14 protein-coding genes and 1 pseudogene are annotated in these 15,488 nt (G+C 65.2%); 9 read left to right on the top strand and 6 right to left on the bottom strand.

Annotated features, from left to right (window positions below; translation table 11 throughout):
* A pseudogene (locus tag P0D62_RS07600) lies at positions 1–109 on the top strand (IS5/IS1182 family transposase); the annotation flags it as partial.
* A gap of 39 nt (positions 110–148) precedes the next feature.
* Here P0D62_RS07600 and P0D62_RS07595 read toward each other — a convergent pair.
* Both P0D62_RS07595 and P0D62_RS07590 read right to left on the bottom strand, forming a co-directional pair.
* Positions 149–904, bottom strand: coding sequence for a cysteine peptidase family C39 domain-containing protein (locus P0D62_RS07595; RefSeq protein ID WP_275702028.1), 756 nt, complete (start codon positions 902–904; stop codon positions 149–151).
* A gap of 83 nt (positions 905–987) precedes the next feature.
* Entirely contained in the window at positions 988–2,334 is a 1,347-nt protein-coding gene (locus tag P0D62_RS07590; protein WP_275702027.1) for an MFS transporter, read from the bottom strand.
* 167 nt (positions 2,335–2,501) lie between these two features.
* On the opposite strand from P0D62_RS07590, the gene P0D62_RS07585 reads away from it, so the two are divergent.
* Together P0D62_RS07585 and P0D62_RS07580 are read left to right on the top strand one after the other, a co-directional pair.
* Entirely contained in the window at positions 2,502–3,788 is a 1,287-nt protein-coding gene (locus P0D62_RS07585) for a citrate synthase (RefSeq protein ID WP_275702026.1), read from the top strand.
* A gap of 207 nt (positions 3,789–3,995) precedes the next feature.
* The gene (locus tag P0D62_RS07580; protein ID WP_406708236.1) at positions 3,996–5,939 is read left to right on the top strand and encodes an ABC transporter ATP-binding protein; all 1,944 of its coding nucleotides are present in this window, start codon (positions 3,996–3,998) and stop codon (positions 5,937–5,939) included.
* 299 nt (positions 5,940–6,238) lie between these two features.
* On the opposite strand, the gene P0D62_RS07575 is transcribed toward P0D62_RS07580, so the two are convergent.
* Complete coding sequence (locus P0D62_RS07575; protein WP_275702024.1) at positions 6,239–8,179, bottom strand: alkaline phosphatase; 1,941 nt, start codon at positions 8,177–8,179, stop codon at positions 6,239–6,241.
* Between the two features lie 284 nt (positions 8,180–8,463).
* Here P0D62_RS07575 and P0D62_RS07570 point away from each other — a divergent pair, with 284 nt between their 5' ends.
* The 4 genes from P0D62_RS07570 (at position 8,464) to P0D62_RS07555 (ending at position 12,293) form a co-directional block, all read left to right on the top strand.
* On the top strand, positions 8,464–8,883 hold the full coding sequence (locus tag P0D62_RS07570) for a hypothetical protein (protein WP_275702023.1): 420 nt from the start codon (positions 8,464–8,466) through the stop codon (positions 8,881–8,883).
* A complete protein-coding gene (locus P0D62_RS07565) occupies positions 8,858–10,369 on the top strand; it encodes a sensor histidine kinase (protein WP_275702022.1) in 1,512 nt (503 codons plus the stop codon). Before P0D62_RS07570 ends, P0D62_RS07565 begins: the two co-directional genes overlap by 26 nt.
* Before the next feature lies 1 nt (position 10,370).
* Positions 10,371–11,036 carry a response regulator transcription factor gene (locus tag P0D62_RS07560; protein ID WP_275702021.1) on the top strand — a complete coding sequence of 222 codons (666 nt, stop codon included), beginning with the start codon at positions 10,371–10,373 and terminating at the stop codon, positions 11,034–11,036.
* A gap of 201 nt (positions 11,037–11,237) precedes the next feature.
* The gene (locus tag P0D62_RS07555; protein WP_275702020.1) at positions 11,238–12,293 is read left to right on the top strand and encodes a CAP domain-containing protein; all 1,056 of its coding nucleotides are present in this window, start codon (positions 11,238–11,240) and stop codon (positions 12,291–12,293) included.
* Between the two features lie 92 nt (positions 12,294–12,385).
* Here the strand turns inward: P0D62_RS07555 and P0D62_RS07550 are convergent, their stop codons facing one another.
* Positions 12,386–12,862 (bottom strand): hypothetical protein, encoded by a 477-nt coding sequence (locus P0D62_RS07550; protein WP_275702019.1) that lies wholly within the window; start codon positions 12,860–12,862, stop codon positions 12,386–12,388.
* Between the two features lie 144 nt (positions 12,863–13,006).
* On the opposite strand from P0D62_RS07550, the gene P0D62_RS07545 reads away from it, so the two are divergent.
* Entirely contained in the window at positions 13,007–13,522 is a 516-nt protein-coding gene (locus P0D62_RS07545) for an RNA polymerase sigma factor (protein ID WP_275702018.1), read from the top strand.
* The gene (locus P0D62_RS07540) at positions 13,519–14,547 is read left to right on the top strand and encodes a CU044_5270 family protein (RefSeq protein ID WP_275702017.1); all 1,029 of its coding nucleotides are present in this window, start codon (positions 13,519–13,521) and stop codon (positions 14,545–14,547) included. The genes P0D62_RS07545 and P0D62_RS07540 overlap by 4 nt, the downstream gene beginning before the upstream one ends.
* 81 nt (positions 14,548–14,628) lie before the next feature.
* On the opposite strand, the gene hepT is transcribed toward P0D62_RS07540, so the two are convergent.
* A complete protein-coding gene (hepT, locus tag P0D62_RS07535) occupies positions 14,629–15,075 on the bottom strand; it encodes a type VII toxin-antitoxin system HepT family RNase toxin (protein ID WP_275702016.1) in 447 nt (148 codons plus the stop codon).
* The gene (locus P0D62_RS07530) at positions 15,072–15,464 is read right to left on the bottom strand and encodes a nucleotidyltransferase family protein (RefSeq protein ID WP_275702015.1); all 393 of its coding nucleotides are present in this window, start codon (positions 15,462–15,464) and stop codon (positions 15,072–15,074) included. The genes hepT and P0D62_RS07530 overlap by 4 nt, the downstream gene beginning before the upstream one ends.
* Positions 15,465–15,488: the final 24 nt, after the last annotated feature.

Here is a 15,488-nt window from a genome sequence, read left to right as displayed (position 1 = left end):
GATCGAGGCATTCATCGCTTTGGCCAACGCGGTCATCGTGATCCGACGCCTCGTCCGCACCGCTTGGACAACCCACCGCTGGGACACCCGACCAACCCGACGACCATGACCTACCTGCGGAATCTCTTAGGTTGATTGGGGTTGGACATTACTGACCTCCTGGTCCGTGGCACATCGAATGCGAATACCCGACGTTGGGTACGGTCCCATCCTTACCTATCCACTCGGCGCCAGCCATCTGGCCTCCGTCGTAGGTCTTGTGGCAGGGGACGCCGTCCGCGACCCGGTACTCCCCGTCGCCGACGGTCAAGACCGGCAGTCCCAGCCAGCCGGCGACGAACAGGCTGGCCAGCAACGCCATGCCCGGCATGTCGCGTCGCACCATGCTCATCACCCGATCGCGCAGCCGGCGTCGCCCCGGGCCCGGCAGGGGCGGCTCGAGGAGGGTGTGGTGCTTGCCCGCCGTCATCACCAGTCCACTGGCCTGGGCGCGCAGCTCGTCTTGGCTGATCCAGCGCCGACCCACGGCCGGGTCCATGACCCGCACCTCGCCGCTGCTGTGCACCCTGTCGGCAACAACATACCGGTGGCCACGGAGCTCGAGGATCGCGGGCAGGGGCAGGTCTTGCACTTGGTCGGCGAGATCATCGGGGGTGGGCAGAGCCGGATGCAGCATGATCCCCCACGCCTGCGCGGCGGCGCACAGAGCGAGGGCCGAGCCGGGGTCGGGATCCGGATCGAAGTGTTGCCGCAGCTGTTCCAAGCTCGCCGGTTGACCGAAGGCGAGCGCCAAGGCCGTAAGACATGCCGGACCGCTATCCGTATCCGCATCCTGGGTAACGACGGGAACCCGCACCATTGCCGACTTCCTCCTCGCTGAGCTGAACGGCAGAGCACCGCTCACTACCCCTCATCCTTGCGAAGGCCAGCCGCGCAGACATCCACCCGTCGCGGTCATCGGCATACCGCAGTTGGGGTACACGGGGGTCAGTGTGATCGGTGGTCGCTGTCCGATTTGACGGGCAACAACACCAGCAGGCCGACCAGCAGCACGGCGACGATGCCGAGGATGCCCGCGAACTGCCACTTGCCCGGGCCCCCGATGAGGGCGGCGATCGCGATCGCCGCGCCGAACGCCGTCGACGAGAGGAACGACACCGCCCGCCCGGTGGTGGCGTACAGGCCGAAAACCTCTCCGGACTTCCCCGCAGGGATCAGACGAGCGAGGTAGGAGCGGCTCGCCGACTGCGCGGGGCCGACGAACACCGTCAGCAGCAGCCCGCACACCCAGAACACGATCGAGCCGAGCGAGTGCAGGAAGAACACCAGCAGACCGAGCACCACCATGGAGACCAGGGAGATGACGATCACCTTCTTGGGGCCGATCTTGTCGTCGAGCGCACCGAAGGCCATCGTCGACAGCCCCGCCGTGACGTTGGCGACCACACCGAAGACGACCACCTCGAAGAAGGTGAACCCGAAGGTGCCCTCCGCCAGTATCCCGCCGAAGGTGAAGACTCCCGCCAAGCCGTCGCGGAAGATCGCGGAGGCGATCAGGAAGTGGATGGTGCTGGGCGAGGTGGCATAGATGCGCTTGATCGACGCCCACAGCTCGCGGTACGACGCGAAGAAGCCCACCTTCTCCACCGGGCCGGTGCGGGGCACGTCGCGGATCGCGAGGAAGGTCGGGATGGTGAACAGCACCGTCCAGGCGCCGCAGAAGAGCATCGCGACGCGCACGTCGTCGGGGCCGAAGTCGGAGCCGCGCACGACGATGATCAGCAGTAGGATCACGATCCCGCCCAGGTATCCCATGCCCCAGCCGACGCCGGACACCCGTCCGACGTTCTGGGGCGTCGACACCTGGTCGATGGAGGCGTAATAGTTGACGTTGGCGACCTCGGAGACGATGTTGCCGGCGCCGAGCAGCAGCGCGCCGAGGATCCAGTACTGCGGCTCGGGCGCGACGAAATACATAGCCCCGCACACCGCGGCGAGCAGCAGAGTCTGCCAGCGCAGGTTGAACATCCGCTTGCCGGTGCGGTCGGAGCCTTGGCCGAGCACCGGCGCCAGCAGCGCGATCAGGACACCCGCTGCCGCCGTGACCCAGGCGAGCCGTATCGACAGCTCGTCCTTGTCACCGAACACCGAGCTGGTCAGATAGACCGAGAAGACGAAGGTGGTGACGACGGTGGCGAACGGCTGCGTGCCCCAGTCCCACATGGCCCATGCCAGCACCTTCCACGGCGACACCCGGTTGGCACCCAGAGCGCCCTGGACGGGCCTGTCGGAAGCGCCCGCGCTGCCCCCGCGCGGCTCCTGAAGCTCACTCACCCCCACAACCTAGTCCTCCCAACCGCGCAGTGCTTTTGTGGGGAATGGACGATTTCTACGCGGGTTTGTTGTCGTCCACTATGTTGGTCTCTGACGAGGCCCGGCAGGCCATCCTCGCCGACGATGTTGTCGTAATCGTCGCGTAGTCAATGTGAAAGGGAAACCACATGACCGATAGCGCCCTCCTGAAGCATGGCGATACTGAGCTTGAACTCCCCATCATTCCTGCGTCCGAGGGGTACAGCGCCTTCGACGCGAGCAGAGTCCTGGCCACCACCGGGCACACCACGCTGGACGTCGGTTTCGTGAACACGGCGTCGTGCCAGTCGGCGATCACCTTCATCGACGGTGACAAGGGCGTTCTCGAATACCGCGGCTACCCCATCGAGCAGCTGGCCGACCAGGCCACCTTCCTCGAGGTGTCGTACCTGCTCATCTACGGAGAGTTGCCGACGGCCGACCAGCTGAGCGAGTTCGAGGGCAAGATCGCCCGCCGGATGGTTCTCGACGAGCGCATGCGCGAGCTGTTCCGCTGCTTCCCCCGCGGGGCTCACCCCATGCAGGTTCTGGCCGCCGGCGTGATGGCGCTGGGCGCCTTCAACCGCGAGACGCTTGATCCGCATGATGGCGCAGAGGTCGAAGAGGCAAGCCTCCGTCTGCTGGGCTCGATGCCCACCCTGGCCGCCTACGCATACAAGTCGTCGATCGGCGCCCCATTCCTGTACCCGCAGACGAAGCTCAGCTACGTCGAGAACTACCTGCGGTTGAGCTTCGGATCGCCCGTCGAAGAGTACGAGGTCGACGAGTCGGTGGTGCGGGCGTTCGAGACGCTGTTCATCCTGCACGCCGACCACGAGCAGAACTGCTCCACCTCGACGGTGCGCATGGTGGGATCGGCCGACGCCAACATCTACGCGTCGGTAGCCTCCGGCGTCAACGCGCTCTCCGGCCCGCTGCACGGCGGCGCCAACCAGGCGGTGCTGGAGATGCTGTCGAAGATCCGCCAAGAAGGCATCGACATCAAGAAGTTCGTCTCCCAGGTCAAGGACAAGCAGTCGGGCGTGAAGCTGATGGGCTTCGGGCACCGGGTCTACAAGAACTACGACCCGCGAGCCAAGATCATCAAGGGTCACGCCGACGAGATGCTGCGCAAGTCGAATGGCTCCAACGCCCTGCTCGACATGGCGCTGGAGCTGGAAGAGACGGCGCTGAACGACGAGTACTTCATCTCGCGTCGGCTGTACCCCAACGTCGACTTCTACACCGGCCTGATCTACGAGGCCATGGGCTTCCCGGCCAGCCACTTCACCGCGCTGTTCGCCTTGGGCCGTCTGCCCGGCTGGATCGCGCAGTGGCGTGAGCAGCAGGACGATCCGGCTCGCAAGATCGGCCGTCCGCGTCAGGTCTACGTCGGCCACAAGCGCCGCGACTACGTCCCGATCGACGCACGCTGATCCGCTGAACCGAAACGAAGGCCCCCGGCTCCACCGAGCCGGGGGCCTTCGTTTCGTCAGGCACGTATCTTCGGCTGGGTATTCGGCGCGGCGTGTGAAATAGGTACAGGCCACGCCGAATACCCAGTTTTATTCTCGCCACCTTCCCGATCGAGCCGATGCAGGCGGTCTTGGACAACGGGTGTAGCCTCGCGCGCTGGAGGAAGCATGCGAAGCATCATCAGAATCATGGGGACGGCCAGAGAGCTGTGGCCGCTGTACATCGGCATCATCGTCGGGGCGGTGCTGACCTCGGCCACCGCGCTGCTCACCCCGTTCGTCATCGCCCGGGCCACCGACACGGTGGTGTCGATGGTGCAGGGCGGCCCGGGGCAGGTCTCCGACCTGATGTGGCTGGCCGTGCTGCTCCTCGTGATCTCGCTGGCCAACTCGGGTCTCACCAACTTCTCGGGATTCCTGGGCGATCAGATGTCGACGCGGCTGCGCGCCATCTTGTCCAAGAACTACTTCCACAAGCTGCTGCGGCTGCCGCAACGCTACTTCGACTCCGAGCTCACCGGCACCGTCATCTCCCGGCTGAACCGCTCGATCACGTCGATCACCGACTTCCTCCAGGGCTTCTCCAACGGCTTCTTCCCGACGATCATCACCCTGGTGGCGGTGCTCGGCATCACCGCGTTCTACTCGCCGTGGCTGTCCCTTCTGCTGATCGTGATCTACCCGGCCTTCGTCTGGCTGACCGCACTGACGTCGAAGAAGTGGCAGGTGTGGGAGCACCAGAAGAACGAGCACTACGACGTGGCCGGCGGCCGGTTCGCCGAGGTGGTGGGCCAGATGCGCGTCGTGAAGTCGTTCGTCACCGAGCGCCACGAACTCACCGCCTTCTCCCAGCACTACGACGATGCCGTGGGTCTCACCAGGGAGCAGTCGCGGTTCTGGCACCGGATGGACTTCGGCCGCCGCGTCGTGCTCGACCTGGTGTTCTTCGCCGTCTACGCGATCATCTTCGTCCAGACCGCCCGCGGAGAGTACTCGGTGGGCGTGATGGTGCTGCTGATCCAGTTGGTCAACATGGCCCGCCAGCCCGTCACGTCCATGTCGTACTGGGTGGACATGACCCAGCGCGCGGTGGTGGGCTCGCAGGAGTACTTCAAGGCGATGGACGAGTCGGACGAGGCGCACAATCCACTCCTCGCCGGGTCTGAGATCTCTGAGAAGGCCCTGCCCGACACCTCGACAACGCTCTTTGAGGTGCGAGGCCGCCCGCGGCCGAGCCTCGACAATCAAGACCAGCGCGAAGCACCATCAACGCTCTTTGAGGTGCGAGGAACGAGCCTCGAAAAGAGCCAGCCCGACCCCGACCAAACATCTGTTGCCCCCACCCCGGTGGTCGAGTTCCGGGACGTCAGCTTCGGCTACGACGAAGGCGTGACCGTGCTGCGCGACCTCGACCTGACCATCAACCGCGGCGAGCGGATCGCGTTCGTCGGGGAGTCGGGCGGCGGGAAGACCACCCTGGTCAACCTGATCATGAAGCTGTACCCCGTGTCCTCCGGCGAGGTGAAGGTGTATGGACAGTCGGTGAACAACGTGCCCACCGACGCGCTGCGTCGCGAGATCGGCGTCGTGTTCCAGGACGCCAGCCTGTTCTCCGGCACCATCCGGGAGAACATGACCTACGGCGGCACCGCCACCGAGGAGCAGCTGTGGGAGGCGGCCTGTCGCGCCAACGCGGAGTCGTTCATCAAGAAGCTGCCTGACAGCTTCGACACCCAGATCGGCGAGCGCGGAATCAAGCTCTCGGGCGGCCAGAAGCAGCGGCTCTCCGTCGCGCGTGCCCTGCTCAAGGACGCCCCCATCCTGATCCTCGACGAGGCCACCAGTTCGCTCGACACCAAGTCGGAGCGCGCGGTGCAAGCCGGCCTGGAGGAACTGATGGAGGGACGCACGACGCTGATCATCGCGCATCGGCTGTCGACGATCTCCACCGTCGACCGGGTCGTCACCCTCCGCGACGGACGGATCGACGAGGTGGGCAGCCCCGCGGAACTCGCCACCACCGGAGGCATCTACGCCGAGTTGTTGGCGCTCCAGGGCTCCGGACGCAAAGCCGACAAGGCGAAGCTGCGCCGCTACGACATCATGAACTGAAACGACGAGGGGTCGCTCACGCTCTTTGAGGTGCGGAGGCGTCGGGCGAGGAACGAGCCCCAAAGCCGAAGCCTCGAAAAGAGCCAGCGCAACCTTTGGGCAGAGACTGCCGTTCGGCTGTCAGCCGGCTCTTTTCGAGGCTCCGCTGCGCTCCGCACCTCAAAGAGCGTCATCAGTGCTTCGCGCTCGCTCCAATTGTCGAGGCTCGTTCCTCGCACCTCAAAGAGCGTGGGGATGGTCACGCTCTTCGAGGTGCGAGGCCGCTCGCGGCCGAGCCTCGAGGAGAGCGTAGATAGGGACTACTTCACCTTCAGCGTCTTGCTCACCGACTTCGACGACGAGGTCGACTTCGCCGTGTCACCCGACGGCTTGAAGGAGACCTTCACCTTATACGACCCCTTCTTGTTGATCTTCGGTAGCTTCACCGAGACCTTTCCGTTGGCCGACGCCTTCACCGACTTGGTGACCGTCTTCCCGTTCACCTTCACCGTCACCTTGCCGGTGGGCTTGCTCGTCGCCGCAGACACCGACACCTTGATCGTCGCCTGCTTGCCCTTCTTAACCGAAGACGGCACCGACACCTTCACCGACGCCACTGCCTTCGACACCTTCACCGACTTCGACGTCTTCGACACCGACTTGTAACCAGCCTTGCTACCGGTCACCTTCACGCTGATCTTCTTACCGACATCAGCGGTGGTCAGCTTGTAGGTGGTGCCGGTGGCGCCGGAGATCGTCTTGCCGTTGCGCAGCCACTTGAAGGAGTACGCGGCTCCCGGCTTCCAGGACTTCACGGCCGCCTTGAGGGTCTTGCCAACCGTCGCCGTTCCGGAGATCGTCGGAGCGGACGTCTTGCTGAACTTCTTGACCTCAGGCTCCGGATCCGGATCCTCCCCGTCGGACCAAGCGGTGTTCAGCACCCACTGAGCGAAGGTGGTGTTGTCGAGGTACCTGCCGCGCACCTGGTCGAAGCCGGTGGCCAGCGCGCCCAGATCCTTGGAACCAGCACCGGTGACGAAGAACGGCACCAGCTGGTTGGTGTGCTGGTCGGAGTGCCAGGACACCGCGGGCAACTCGCCTTCGGCACCCAACGTCATCGCGGTCCACGGCGGAGCTGCAGGGCCCTGCAGGTAGCCGGTCTCGTGATCGGCGGAGACGATCATCAGGGTCTCGTCCCAGTTGGAGTTAGTCTCCACCCAGTCGATGGCAGCCTCGACGGCGTCGAAGAACTCGACGGTCTCCTCGGCCATGCGCTTGGTCTGGTTCTGGTGCCCGGTCCAGTCGATGGCGCCGCCCTCGACCATCAGCATGAAGCCGTCCTTGTCCTCCTCGAGGACGTTCAGGGCGACGTTGGTGAGCGTCTCGAGGGTGGGCACGTCGTTACGGGCTTCGTCGGTTCGGGCCTGCTGCAGAGTGGAGTACACCTGCGCGATGCCGAACAGCTTGGCCGGTGCGGCTCCCGACTCGAGCGCCTCGAAGTCGGCCTTCTTCTCGACGAAGCTCCACGGTGTGGCTCCGCTGCTCAGACGTTCATAGTCCGCCACCGGCACATAGGTGGTCTTGGGAGTGCCCGCAGCCTGAGCATTGTCGTCGAAGAGCGGGTGACCTGTGCCGATGATGACATCCATGTCGCTGGCGATCTGCGACGTGAGGATCTCGTGCAGATTGTTGCGCGACGAGTTGTGCACCGAGAAAGCGGCCGGCGTGGCGTGGTTCACGGGAACACTCGAGACGACGCCGGCGGCCTTGCCGAGCGCCTTCGCCCGCTCTGAGACGTTCTCGACCACCTTGCCGGAGCCATCGACCCCGAGGCCGGCGTTGTAGGTCTTGACGCCAGTGGCCATCGCCGTACCGGCGGCCGCGGAGTCAGTGTAGTTGTGCTTGACCCAATCGAAATCGCTCCATGCCTTGGCCGGATCGTAGGGGTTGCCCTCGAGCCAGTGGGTGGACATGCCATAGAGATCCCAGCTCTGGAAGCCGGTGCTCGGGCGAGCGACGTTCGAGCCGGCGATCAGCGGCTTACGATCTGGACCGGTCTCCACCTGGTAGTGGGTCTCGCCCTTCTGGAGAAGATTGGCCAGGTCGACGGAGTTGTATCCCATGCCGTCGCCGATCATGAAGATGATGTTCTTCGGCGCGTTGGGCGCGGCGGCCGCAGGTGCGGCTGCGAGTCCCATGCAGGTCAGGGCAGCAGCGGTGGCGATAGCCCCCATGCGCTTATAACGGGAATGAATTGACATACCTTTATGCCTTTCTCTGGACTGCGTTGTCCGGACAAACCCTAGGCAGCCGAGATAGTGAAAGTCAATCTCACAAGACACAGGGTGGCACTCTCTGCATAAATAGCACTCAATGTACGGACTAATCTGTGCCGTATCGAATGTTTGACCATACCCATCTAACAAAAGTCCGACCAGCCTTCGAGCACCGCGCGAGCGGTTTCACTGCCGCGTTCGCGTGACCCCTGCCCGCCCTGCTCCGCCGCTCTCATCTGCATCTCATCCAGCGGCTGCATACTTGTGGGGTGAAGGCACGAAGGATGACGATCGCCGCGCTCACGGCCCTGGTTCTGGCCGCCGTGGCAACGTTCGGCGCCTTCGCACTGTCACTGCTCGCACCGCCCGCCGAGGCCGATCTCGGCCCCATGATGGTGCTGGCCTCCCCCTCTCCCGAGCCGTCGGCCAGCCCGTCGGATAGTCCCTCTCCATCGGACGGACCCAGCGAGACCCCGTCGTCGACGCCATCCACCCCGGCCGACGATCCGTCGTCGTCCGAGCCCGCCCCCACGACGAATCCCACCAAGAAGCCCTCCAAGTCGACGGTCGTGCGTCCCAAGTATTTCGACGACGACGATGAAGATGACGACGAGGACGACGATGATGAGGACGAAGACGAGGACGAGGACGACGAAGACGAGGATGACGACGAAGAAGATGACGACTGAGCCGGAGCGGATCCACTCGGCAACGAGCGAACCCGCTTCGCCCTCGAGCAAGCCCACCTCGGCCACGCCATCCACGCCGCGCCGTATCAAAGGGCTGAGCGTCCGGGCTCGGATGATGGTCTTGGTGGTGGGGCTCACGGCCCTCGCGCTCGTCGCCGCGGGAGCGACGCTCTGGGTCTCGCAGCTGCAGCGGATCGACGCCACCATCTCCCAGCAGCTGGAGCACGCCAATGCAGAATTCGTCACGTTCGTCGAGGCAGCGGCCCTCCCTGCGACAGGCAAGACCTATCACTCCACGGAGGAGCTGCTGCGCGCCGCGATCCGCTACCAGCTGCCCGGCGAACACGAGACGACGCTGGCGGTCCTCGACGGCGCCACTCGCTTCTCGCTGGGCCGCGAGCTCGCCGAGACCGACCCTGAACTGCTGACGGCCGTCGCTGCCGCCCCCACCGACCGGGTGCGCATCTCGTCGCTGAAGACCGCCTCGGCGGAGTACCGCTGGCTGATCTCCCCGGTGATGGTGGGCGACGGCCCCGCCGGCGCCCTGGTGGTGGCCATCGACCGCGACGCGATGCGGGCTCCAGCCACCGCCATGCTCTGGACCTTCATGGCCATCTCGGCCGCCGCCCTGGCGCTGATCTCGGTGATCGGCTGGCTGTTGCTCGGCCAGCTGCTGCGCCCCGTCGCCGAGATGCGCCGACTGTCGACGGAGATCGCCAACTCCGACTTCTCACGTCGCCTCCCCGTGCGGGGCAACGACGATCTGGCGCAGCTCTCGCAGAGCTTCAACAAAATGGTCGACCACGTCACCGGCGTGTTCGCGTCGCAACGCCAGCTGCTGGACGACGCGGGCCACGAGTTGCGCACGCCGATCACGATCGTGAGCGGCCACGTCGAACTGATGGATCCGCACGATCCCGACGACGTCGTCGCCACGAGAAGCCTCGCCCTCTCCGAGCTCGACCGCATGCACCGGCTCACGGAGGATCTGGTGCTCCTGGCACGCTCGGAGACCCCGGATCTGCTGCGTTTCCGGGAGGTCGATCTGGGCGACCTCACCGAGACGGTCTTCGAACACGCGCGGCATCTGGGCGAGCGCGAGTGGCGGCTCAAGGGCGACGCCCAATGCATCGTTCGCGCGGATCCGGACCGACTGACCCAAGCGTGGTTGCAGCTGGCGGCCAACGCCGTGAAGTTCTCGGAACCAGGGACGCCCATCACGCTGTCCAGCCATGAAGAGGAGCGTTGGGTGTGCCTCTCCGTCGCAGACCGGGGCAGGGGCATACCCGTCGAGGATCGCCAACGGATCTTCGAGCGCTTCGCCCAGGTGGGCGAGCAGCGTGGCGGCAGTGGCCTGGGGCTGACGATCGTGCAGGCTATTGCCAAGGGACACGGCGGCGACGTCTCTGTGGTCTCCAGCACGGGCTTCGGCTCCACCTTCACCATCCGAATCCCGAGGAGAGATCCTCAGCGAGGAAGGCAGTGACATGACGCAGGTACTGGTCGTCGAGGACGAACCCGGCATCGCTTCCTTCGTCGCCAAGGGTCTGAGGGCGGCAGGCATGCAGCCCACGGCGGTCGGCACCGGCCGGGACGCCATCGACCATGCCGTGACCGGCGGCTACGACATCATCGTGCTCGACATCGGGTTGCCCGACATCGACGGCTTCCAGGTGCTCGAGCGTCTGCGCGGCTCGGGATGCACCACGCCCGTGATCATCCTGACCGCCCGCACCTCCGTCGACGACACCGTGCTGGGGCTCGAAGGCGGAGCCGACGACTACATGCCCAAACCCTTCCGTTTCGAGGAACTGCTGGCCCGGATCCGGCTGCGACTGCGAGCTGTCGCCGCACAGGCCGCCGAGAACTCGCCTCAGCTCATCCACAACGGCATCACGCTGGACCCGATCACCCGACGGGTCACCGTCGACGGGTCGGAGGTGGAGCTGTCCGCCCGCGAGTTCGCACTCCTGGAGACCTTCATGCGCCATCCAGGACACGTGCTCTCGCGCGAACAACTGCTCTCCCGGGTGTGGGGCTACGACTTCGATCCCAACTCCAACGTCGTCGACGTCTACGTGCGCTACGTGCGCCAGAAGATCGGTGCCGACCGGCTGCGCACCGTGCGCGGCGTCGGCTACCGCCTCGGCTGACCACGTCCAACCGCACCCCACGCCCCTCGTGGGCTATTTCACATAAAGACGCTTCTCTCACTATTCTTGATCACAGCTTTGGGGGCTACAAGAAACATCTATGCGAGGGGCAGCATCATGATTGGTTCGAAAACACGTAAAGGGCCGCGTGCACTCGCGGCACTCATCATCGTCGGAACAATTCTTGGGTCGACTTCTGGCTTGGCAGAAGCTACCAATTGGACCAACGTCACTACGACAAAGGTTAACTATCGACAAACCCAGGAGAAGGTTCGCGATGAACTTCTCGATGAAATCAACCGCGTCCGGGGACTTCCGCAGAAGTGCGGCACCAGGTCGTATTACGACGCTCCGCCGCTCAATCTGAACCGTGCGCTCAGCAACGCCGCCTACCTGCACTCCAAGGACATGGCGACGAAGAACTACTTCTCACACATCTCGGCCGACGGCCGGGAGTTCGATGAACGGATCGAGCAGGCCGGCTACGACCATTGGATGGCCGGCGAGAACATCGCGGCTGGCCAAGTCAATGCCGAAGCGGTCGTCGCCGGGTGGATGGCGAGCACCGAGCACTGCAGGATCATCATGGATCCCAACTTCGAGGACATCGGCATCGGCGTCTACTACCGCAAGAACGCCAATTACGGTTCCTACTGGACCACCGACTTCGGGGCGGGAGTCGGAAAAGTCATCGATGACGTCGTCCCGTTCGCCGTGACCCCGGACACGCCGACGATCAAGGGCACCCCGAAGGTGACCAAGACCTTGACCGCGAAGCCCGGAAAGTGGGCACCGAAAGGCCTATCGCTGAGCTACCAGTGGCTGCGCGACGGTGAGGAGATCAGCGGCGCGACGGACATGACCTACACGCTGAAGGGTCCCGACCGCGGCAAGCAGATCAGCGTCAAGGTGACCGGCTCCACGGGCGCACACAAGGCGAGCAAGACGTCGGCCAAGACCGAGAAGGTCGCCTACGCGCGGTTCAAGTCGGGCAAGCCGACGATCAGCGGCAGGTCGAGCAGCGGCACGTCGAAGGTGGGCCAGAAGCTGACCGCGAAGCCGGGCACGTGGACCCCGGGTGGCATCAAGTTCAGCTACCAGTGGTACATCGCGGACAAGAAGATCAAGAACGCGACGAAGTCGACCTACGTGGTGAAGAAGTCCGACAAGGGCAAAAGGATCAAGGTCGAGGTGACGGGCAAGAAGTCCGGCTACCTCACCTGGGTCAGGTACTCGGTGTCGACCAAGATCAAGTGACAGCGACCCTCACCAGAGTCCGCCGCCGGAACTGACACAGCGACCCCGCCGACTGCGAGAAGTCGGCGGGGTCGTGTCGTGTGTGAGCAGGCTCAGTCGGCGCTGGCCGGGCTCGAGGGCGAGTCGGCGGTCTGAGCCGAGACGGGAGAGGCGGGGCTCTCAGGAGTCACGGGCGACGCCGGGCTCGGAGCGGTGGCCGGGGAGGCCGGGGTGTTCGCCGTCACGGGCGAAGCCGGGGTGTACGGGGTCGCCGGAGACGCCGGCGTGTTGGCCGTCACCGGGGTGTTCGGCGTGAGCGGCGACGCGGGCGTGTTGGCCGTCACATAAGGAGCCGAACTCTCGGTATCGGTGACCTCGGCCGGGATCGTGGTGTCCTCCGGCGTCGACGGGATCACCGTCCCGTCAGCCGGCAGTGCATTGGCGCCGGCAATCGGGGCAGAGTGCACCCCGGCCACGGCGGTCGACGCGCCGTCGGCGGCAGCAGCGTCGACGAAGGTGCCGGCGATTCCACCCGCAACGGCGAAGGCGGCCAACCCACCGGTCCATTTCCACACGGTCGTCTTGTTCATGATCTTTCTCCCAACGGTGTCAGTGATTTCGTTGGAACAAGATTCGCAACCCTGAATGAAACGAAAGGGAGAGTCAGATGAGACCTCTCTCATCTGGTGCGCCGCCGGCTGTCACAATCTCCCCGTTGCCGGGAATGGGGAGGTATGAGGTCCACACGAGACGACGCCTGGATGCGATCGCTGTTCGCCCAGCACGCCGACGAGATCCGCGCCTACTGCGTGCGAAGAACAGACTCACACGCGGCCGACGATCTGGTCTCCGAGGTGTTCACCCTCGCCTGGCGGAACCGGTCCAAGGTTCCCGACGAGGCACGGGTCTGGCTGTATGCGACCGCGCGCAACGTCGTCCTGCATGCACAGCGGTCGCACACTCGTCGGCTCCGGCTGGTGACGGAGGCCGGCGCGGTAGCCGACGGCAGGAACCATTCCGCCGAGAGCGCGTCGCGAGCACTCGCCGAAAGCCTGCTCTCGGATCTGCCGGAGGCTGATGCCGAGGTGCTCCGGCTGGCGGTGTGGGAACAGCTGACCAGCGCGGAGATCGCACAGGTTCTCGAGGTGGGCGACGACGTCGTGCGGGCCCGCCTGTCCCGGGCGCGACGTCGGGCCCGAGCGCTCGTCGCGGATCTCAACTCCCCCGAATCCGAAAGGAGCGCGAAATGACCATCGACGAAGAACTCCGCCGGCTCGATCCCGCCGCCGATCTCCCGTCCTACACCGACGCTGAACTGGAGACGATGATGCGCGCCGCGCGCGGCCGCCGGCGCGCCATGCCCTGGATCCGATGGGCGTCGGTGGCGGCAGCGCTGGTGCTCGCCGTGGCCCTCACCGTCAACTCGATCGGGCGCAATCCGCAGCAGGCCGCTGCGGCCGAGACCCTCCGGCAGGCGGCCCGCGCCCTGCCCACCGACACGGCCGAGCCGTGGCAGTACATCAAGGTAACCGAGTACGCACACCGGGCGATCCCCAACGCCTGGCCCGACAAGGAGGAGTACCCCGACGCCTGGTTCCTCGTGGACTACACCTGGACGAAGTACGTTTCCGTGGATCCCACTCGCAACGGGCTGCTGATCCCGGAAGCCGATCACCGCCCCGTGCGCCAGGTCTATGGACCGCCGACGGCGTTTCTGGCCAGCGCGCCATGGGTCATGTTCAGCAGTCCTGAAACCGCCCCGCCCAATCCGGCCGATCTCTGGAACAGCCCCACCATGGACTTCCTCGCCTCACTGCCCACCGACAACGACGCGCTGCGTGCCGAGTTGTACGCCGGACTCGATGATCTGAGCGCCGACGAGGCGGACGCTGCCGCATTCCACCGCGTCAACGACCTGCTCATCACTGGCCTCGTGCCACCGGACCTCAGCGCCCAGTTGTACGAGATCCTCGCCACCATGCCCGGCATCCGCCAAGCACCCGAGCCGGTGCGCATCGGAGACCTCACCGGCGTCGCGATCGGCCACGTCGGCCGACCTCACGACGGCGAATTGGTCTTCCTTGAGGACGGTCGCCTGCTCGGCGAACGCGGAGTCTGGAACCCCGTCGACTGGGGTCTGACCGACGGCGGGGAGACCGTCGAGACCTACTCGATCAGGTCCAGCGAGATCGTCGACGAGCTCCCGACTGACCTGGTCGCGATCGCTTGCGCCACCGACGAGGAACACCCCAACCCCGAGGACTGCAACTCCTGATCGCCGAGACCGAGAGGGGCGACCATCCGCACGGGTGGTCGCCCCTTCGTCCCTGCCCTGCGGGCAAGGGCTAACGCGCCGCTAGACCACCGTGTCGGCCAGCCATCGCGAGAGGTGGGCGACATAGGCGCGGTAGTCCGCGTCGAACCCCGGGATGCTCGCAAGCACCAGCTCCCAGTCGATCTCTCCGTAGCTGTGGACCATGATGTTGCGCATCCCCGCGCTGAGCGCCAGCCTGGCGGCCAAATCCGTGGGAATGATCCCCAGCGACCCCATCATCACGAACGACTGCCGGTAGCTTCCAGACGCCTGCGTCTTGCCGATCGTCGCCGCGATGTGGGCGTTGGCGGACGCCGCCAGTTCAACCAGCTGAGTGACAATCCGCTCGACGGCCAGGCGCAGCACAGCGTCGCGCTGGACACGCTCAAGGCTCAGATCGTCGCGGGTTCCTTCGAGCACATCGAGCAACTCGGAGAGATGTTCGAGCTTCGCCAGAACCGAATCGGCGGAGAACTCGCGCGGAGTCATGCGCTCATCACCCGAAGCGCAAGTTCTCGGAACTCGCGGGTGTCGTGCCACTCGCCGTAGGCGGCCATCTGCTCGCGCGCGAACGTCCCGGGAGTCAACTCAACCACGATCTTCCCCTGACCCAACGCCTCCCAGCGAGCGATCGGCCCGGCCGAGCGCAGCGGCATCAGGTCGACGCCTTCACCGAAACGCTCTGAGAACGCATTGATCACCGCCAATCGGGAGACCTCTCGCGGGGCCAAGTAGGCGAGATCGATGTCGTTGGCGGTACTCGGGTCGACAGCGGCTGATCCGAACAGCACCAGCAAATCGATTCCCAGCGCGGCGCAGAACTCATCGAGCCCTGGATCGGAGGTGATCCGGGCGAGCAACTCCGCGGTGCTGGACATGGCCCCATCCTACGACGCAGCCCG

This window comes from Tessaracoccus caeni (assembly GCF_029211185.1).
Lineage (GTDB): Bacteria > Actinomycetota > Actinomycetes > Propionibacteriales > Propionibacteriaceae > Arachnia > Arachnia caeni.
The sequence above is the reverse complement of the archived record's forward strand: the minus strand, read 5'-3'. Positions and strand labels throughout refer to the sequence as shown.

Bases quoted from the DNA above. Each gene is read 5' to 3' on its own strand.
- P0D62_RS07585 (WP_275702026.1), top strand. From the start codon at position 2,502: ATGACCGATAGCGCCCTCCTGAAGCATGGCGATACTGAGCTTGAACTC.
- P0D62_RS07580 (WP_406708236.1), top strand. From the start codon at position 3,996: ATGCGAAGCATCATCAGAATCATGGGGACGGCCAGAGAGCTGTGGCCG.
- P0D62_RS07575 (WP_275702024.1), bottom strand. From the start codon at position 8,179: ATGTCAATTCATTCCCGTTATAAGCGCATGGGGGCTATCGCCACCGCT.
- P0D62_RS07565 (WP_275702022.1), top strand. From the start codon at position 8,858: ATGACGACGAAGAAGATGACGACTGAGCCGGAGCGGATCCACTCGGCA.
- P0D62_RS07560 (WP_275702021.1), top strand. From the start codon at position 10,371: ATGACGCAGGTACTGGTCGTCGAGGACGAACCCGGCATCGCTTCCTTC.
- P0D62_RS07550 (WP_275702019.1), bottom strand. From the start codon at position 12,862: ATGAACAAGACGACCGTGTGGAAATGGACCGGTGGGTTGGCCGCCTTC.
- P0D62_RS07545 (WP_275702018.1), top strand. From the start codon at position 13,007: ATGAGGTCCACACGAGACGACGCCTGGATGCGATCGCTGTTCGCCCAG.
- P0D62_RS07540 (WP_275702017.1), top strand. From the start codon at position 13,519: ATGACCATCGACGAAGAACTCCGCCGGCTCGATCCCGCCGCCGATCTC.
- hepT (WP_275702016.1), bottom strand. From the start codon at position 15,075: ATGACTCCGCGCGAGTTCTCCGCCGATTCGGTTCTGGCGAAGCTCGAA.
- P0D62_RS07530 (WP_275702015.1), bottom strand. From the start codon at position 15,464: ATGTCCAGCACCGCGGAGTTGCTCGCCCGGATCACCTCCGATCCAGGG.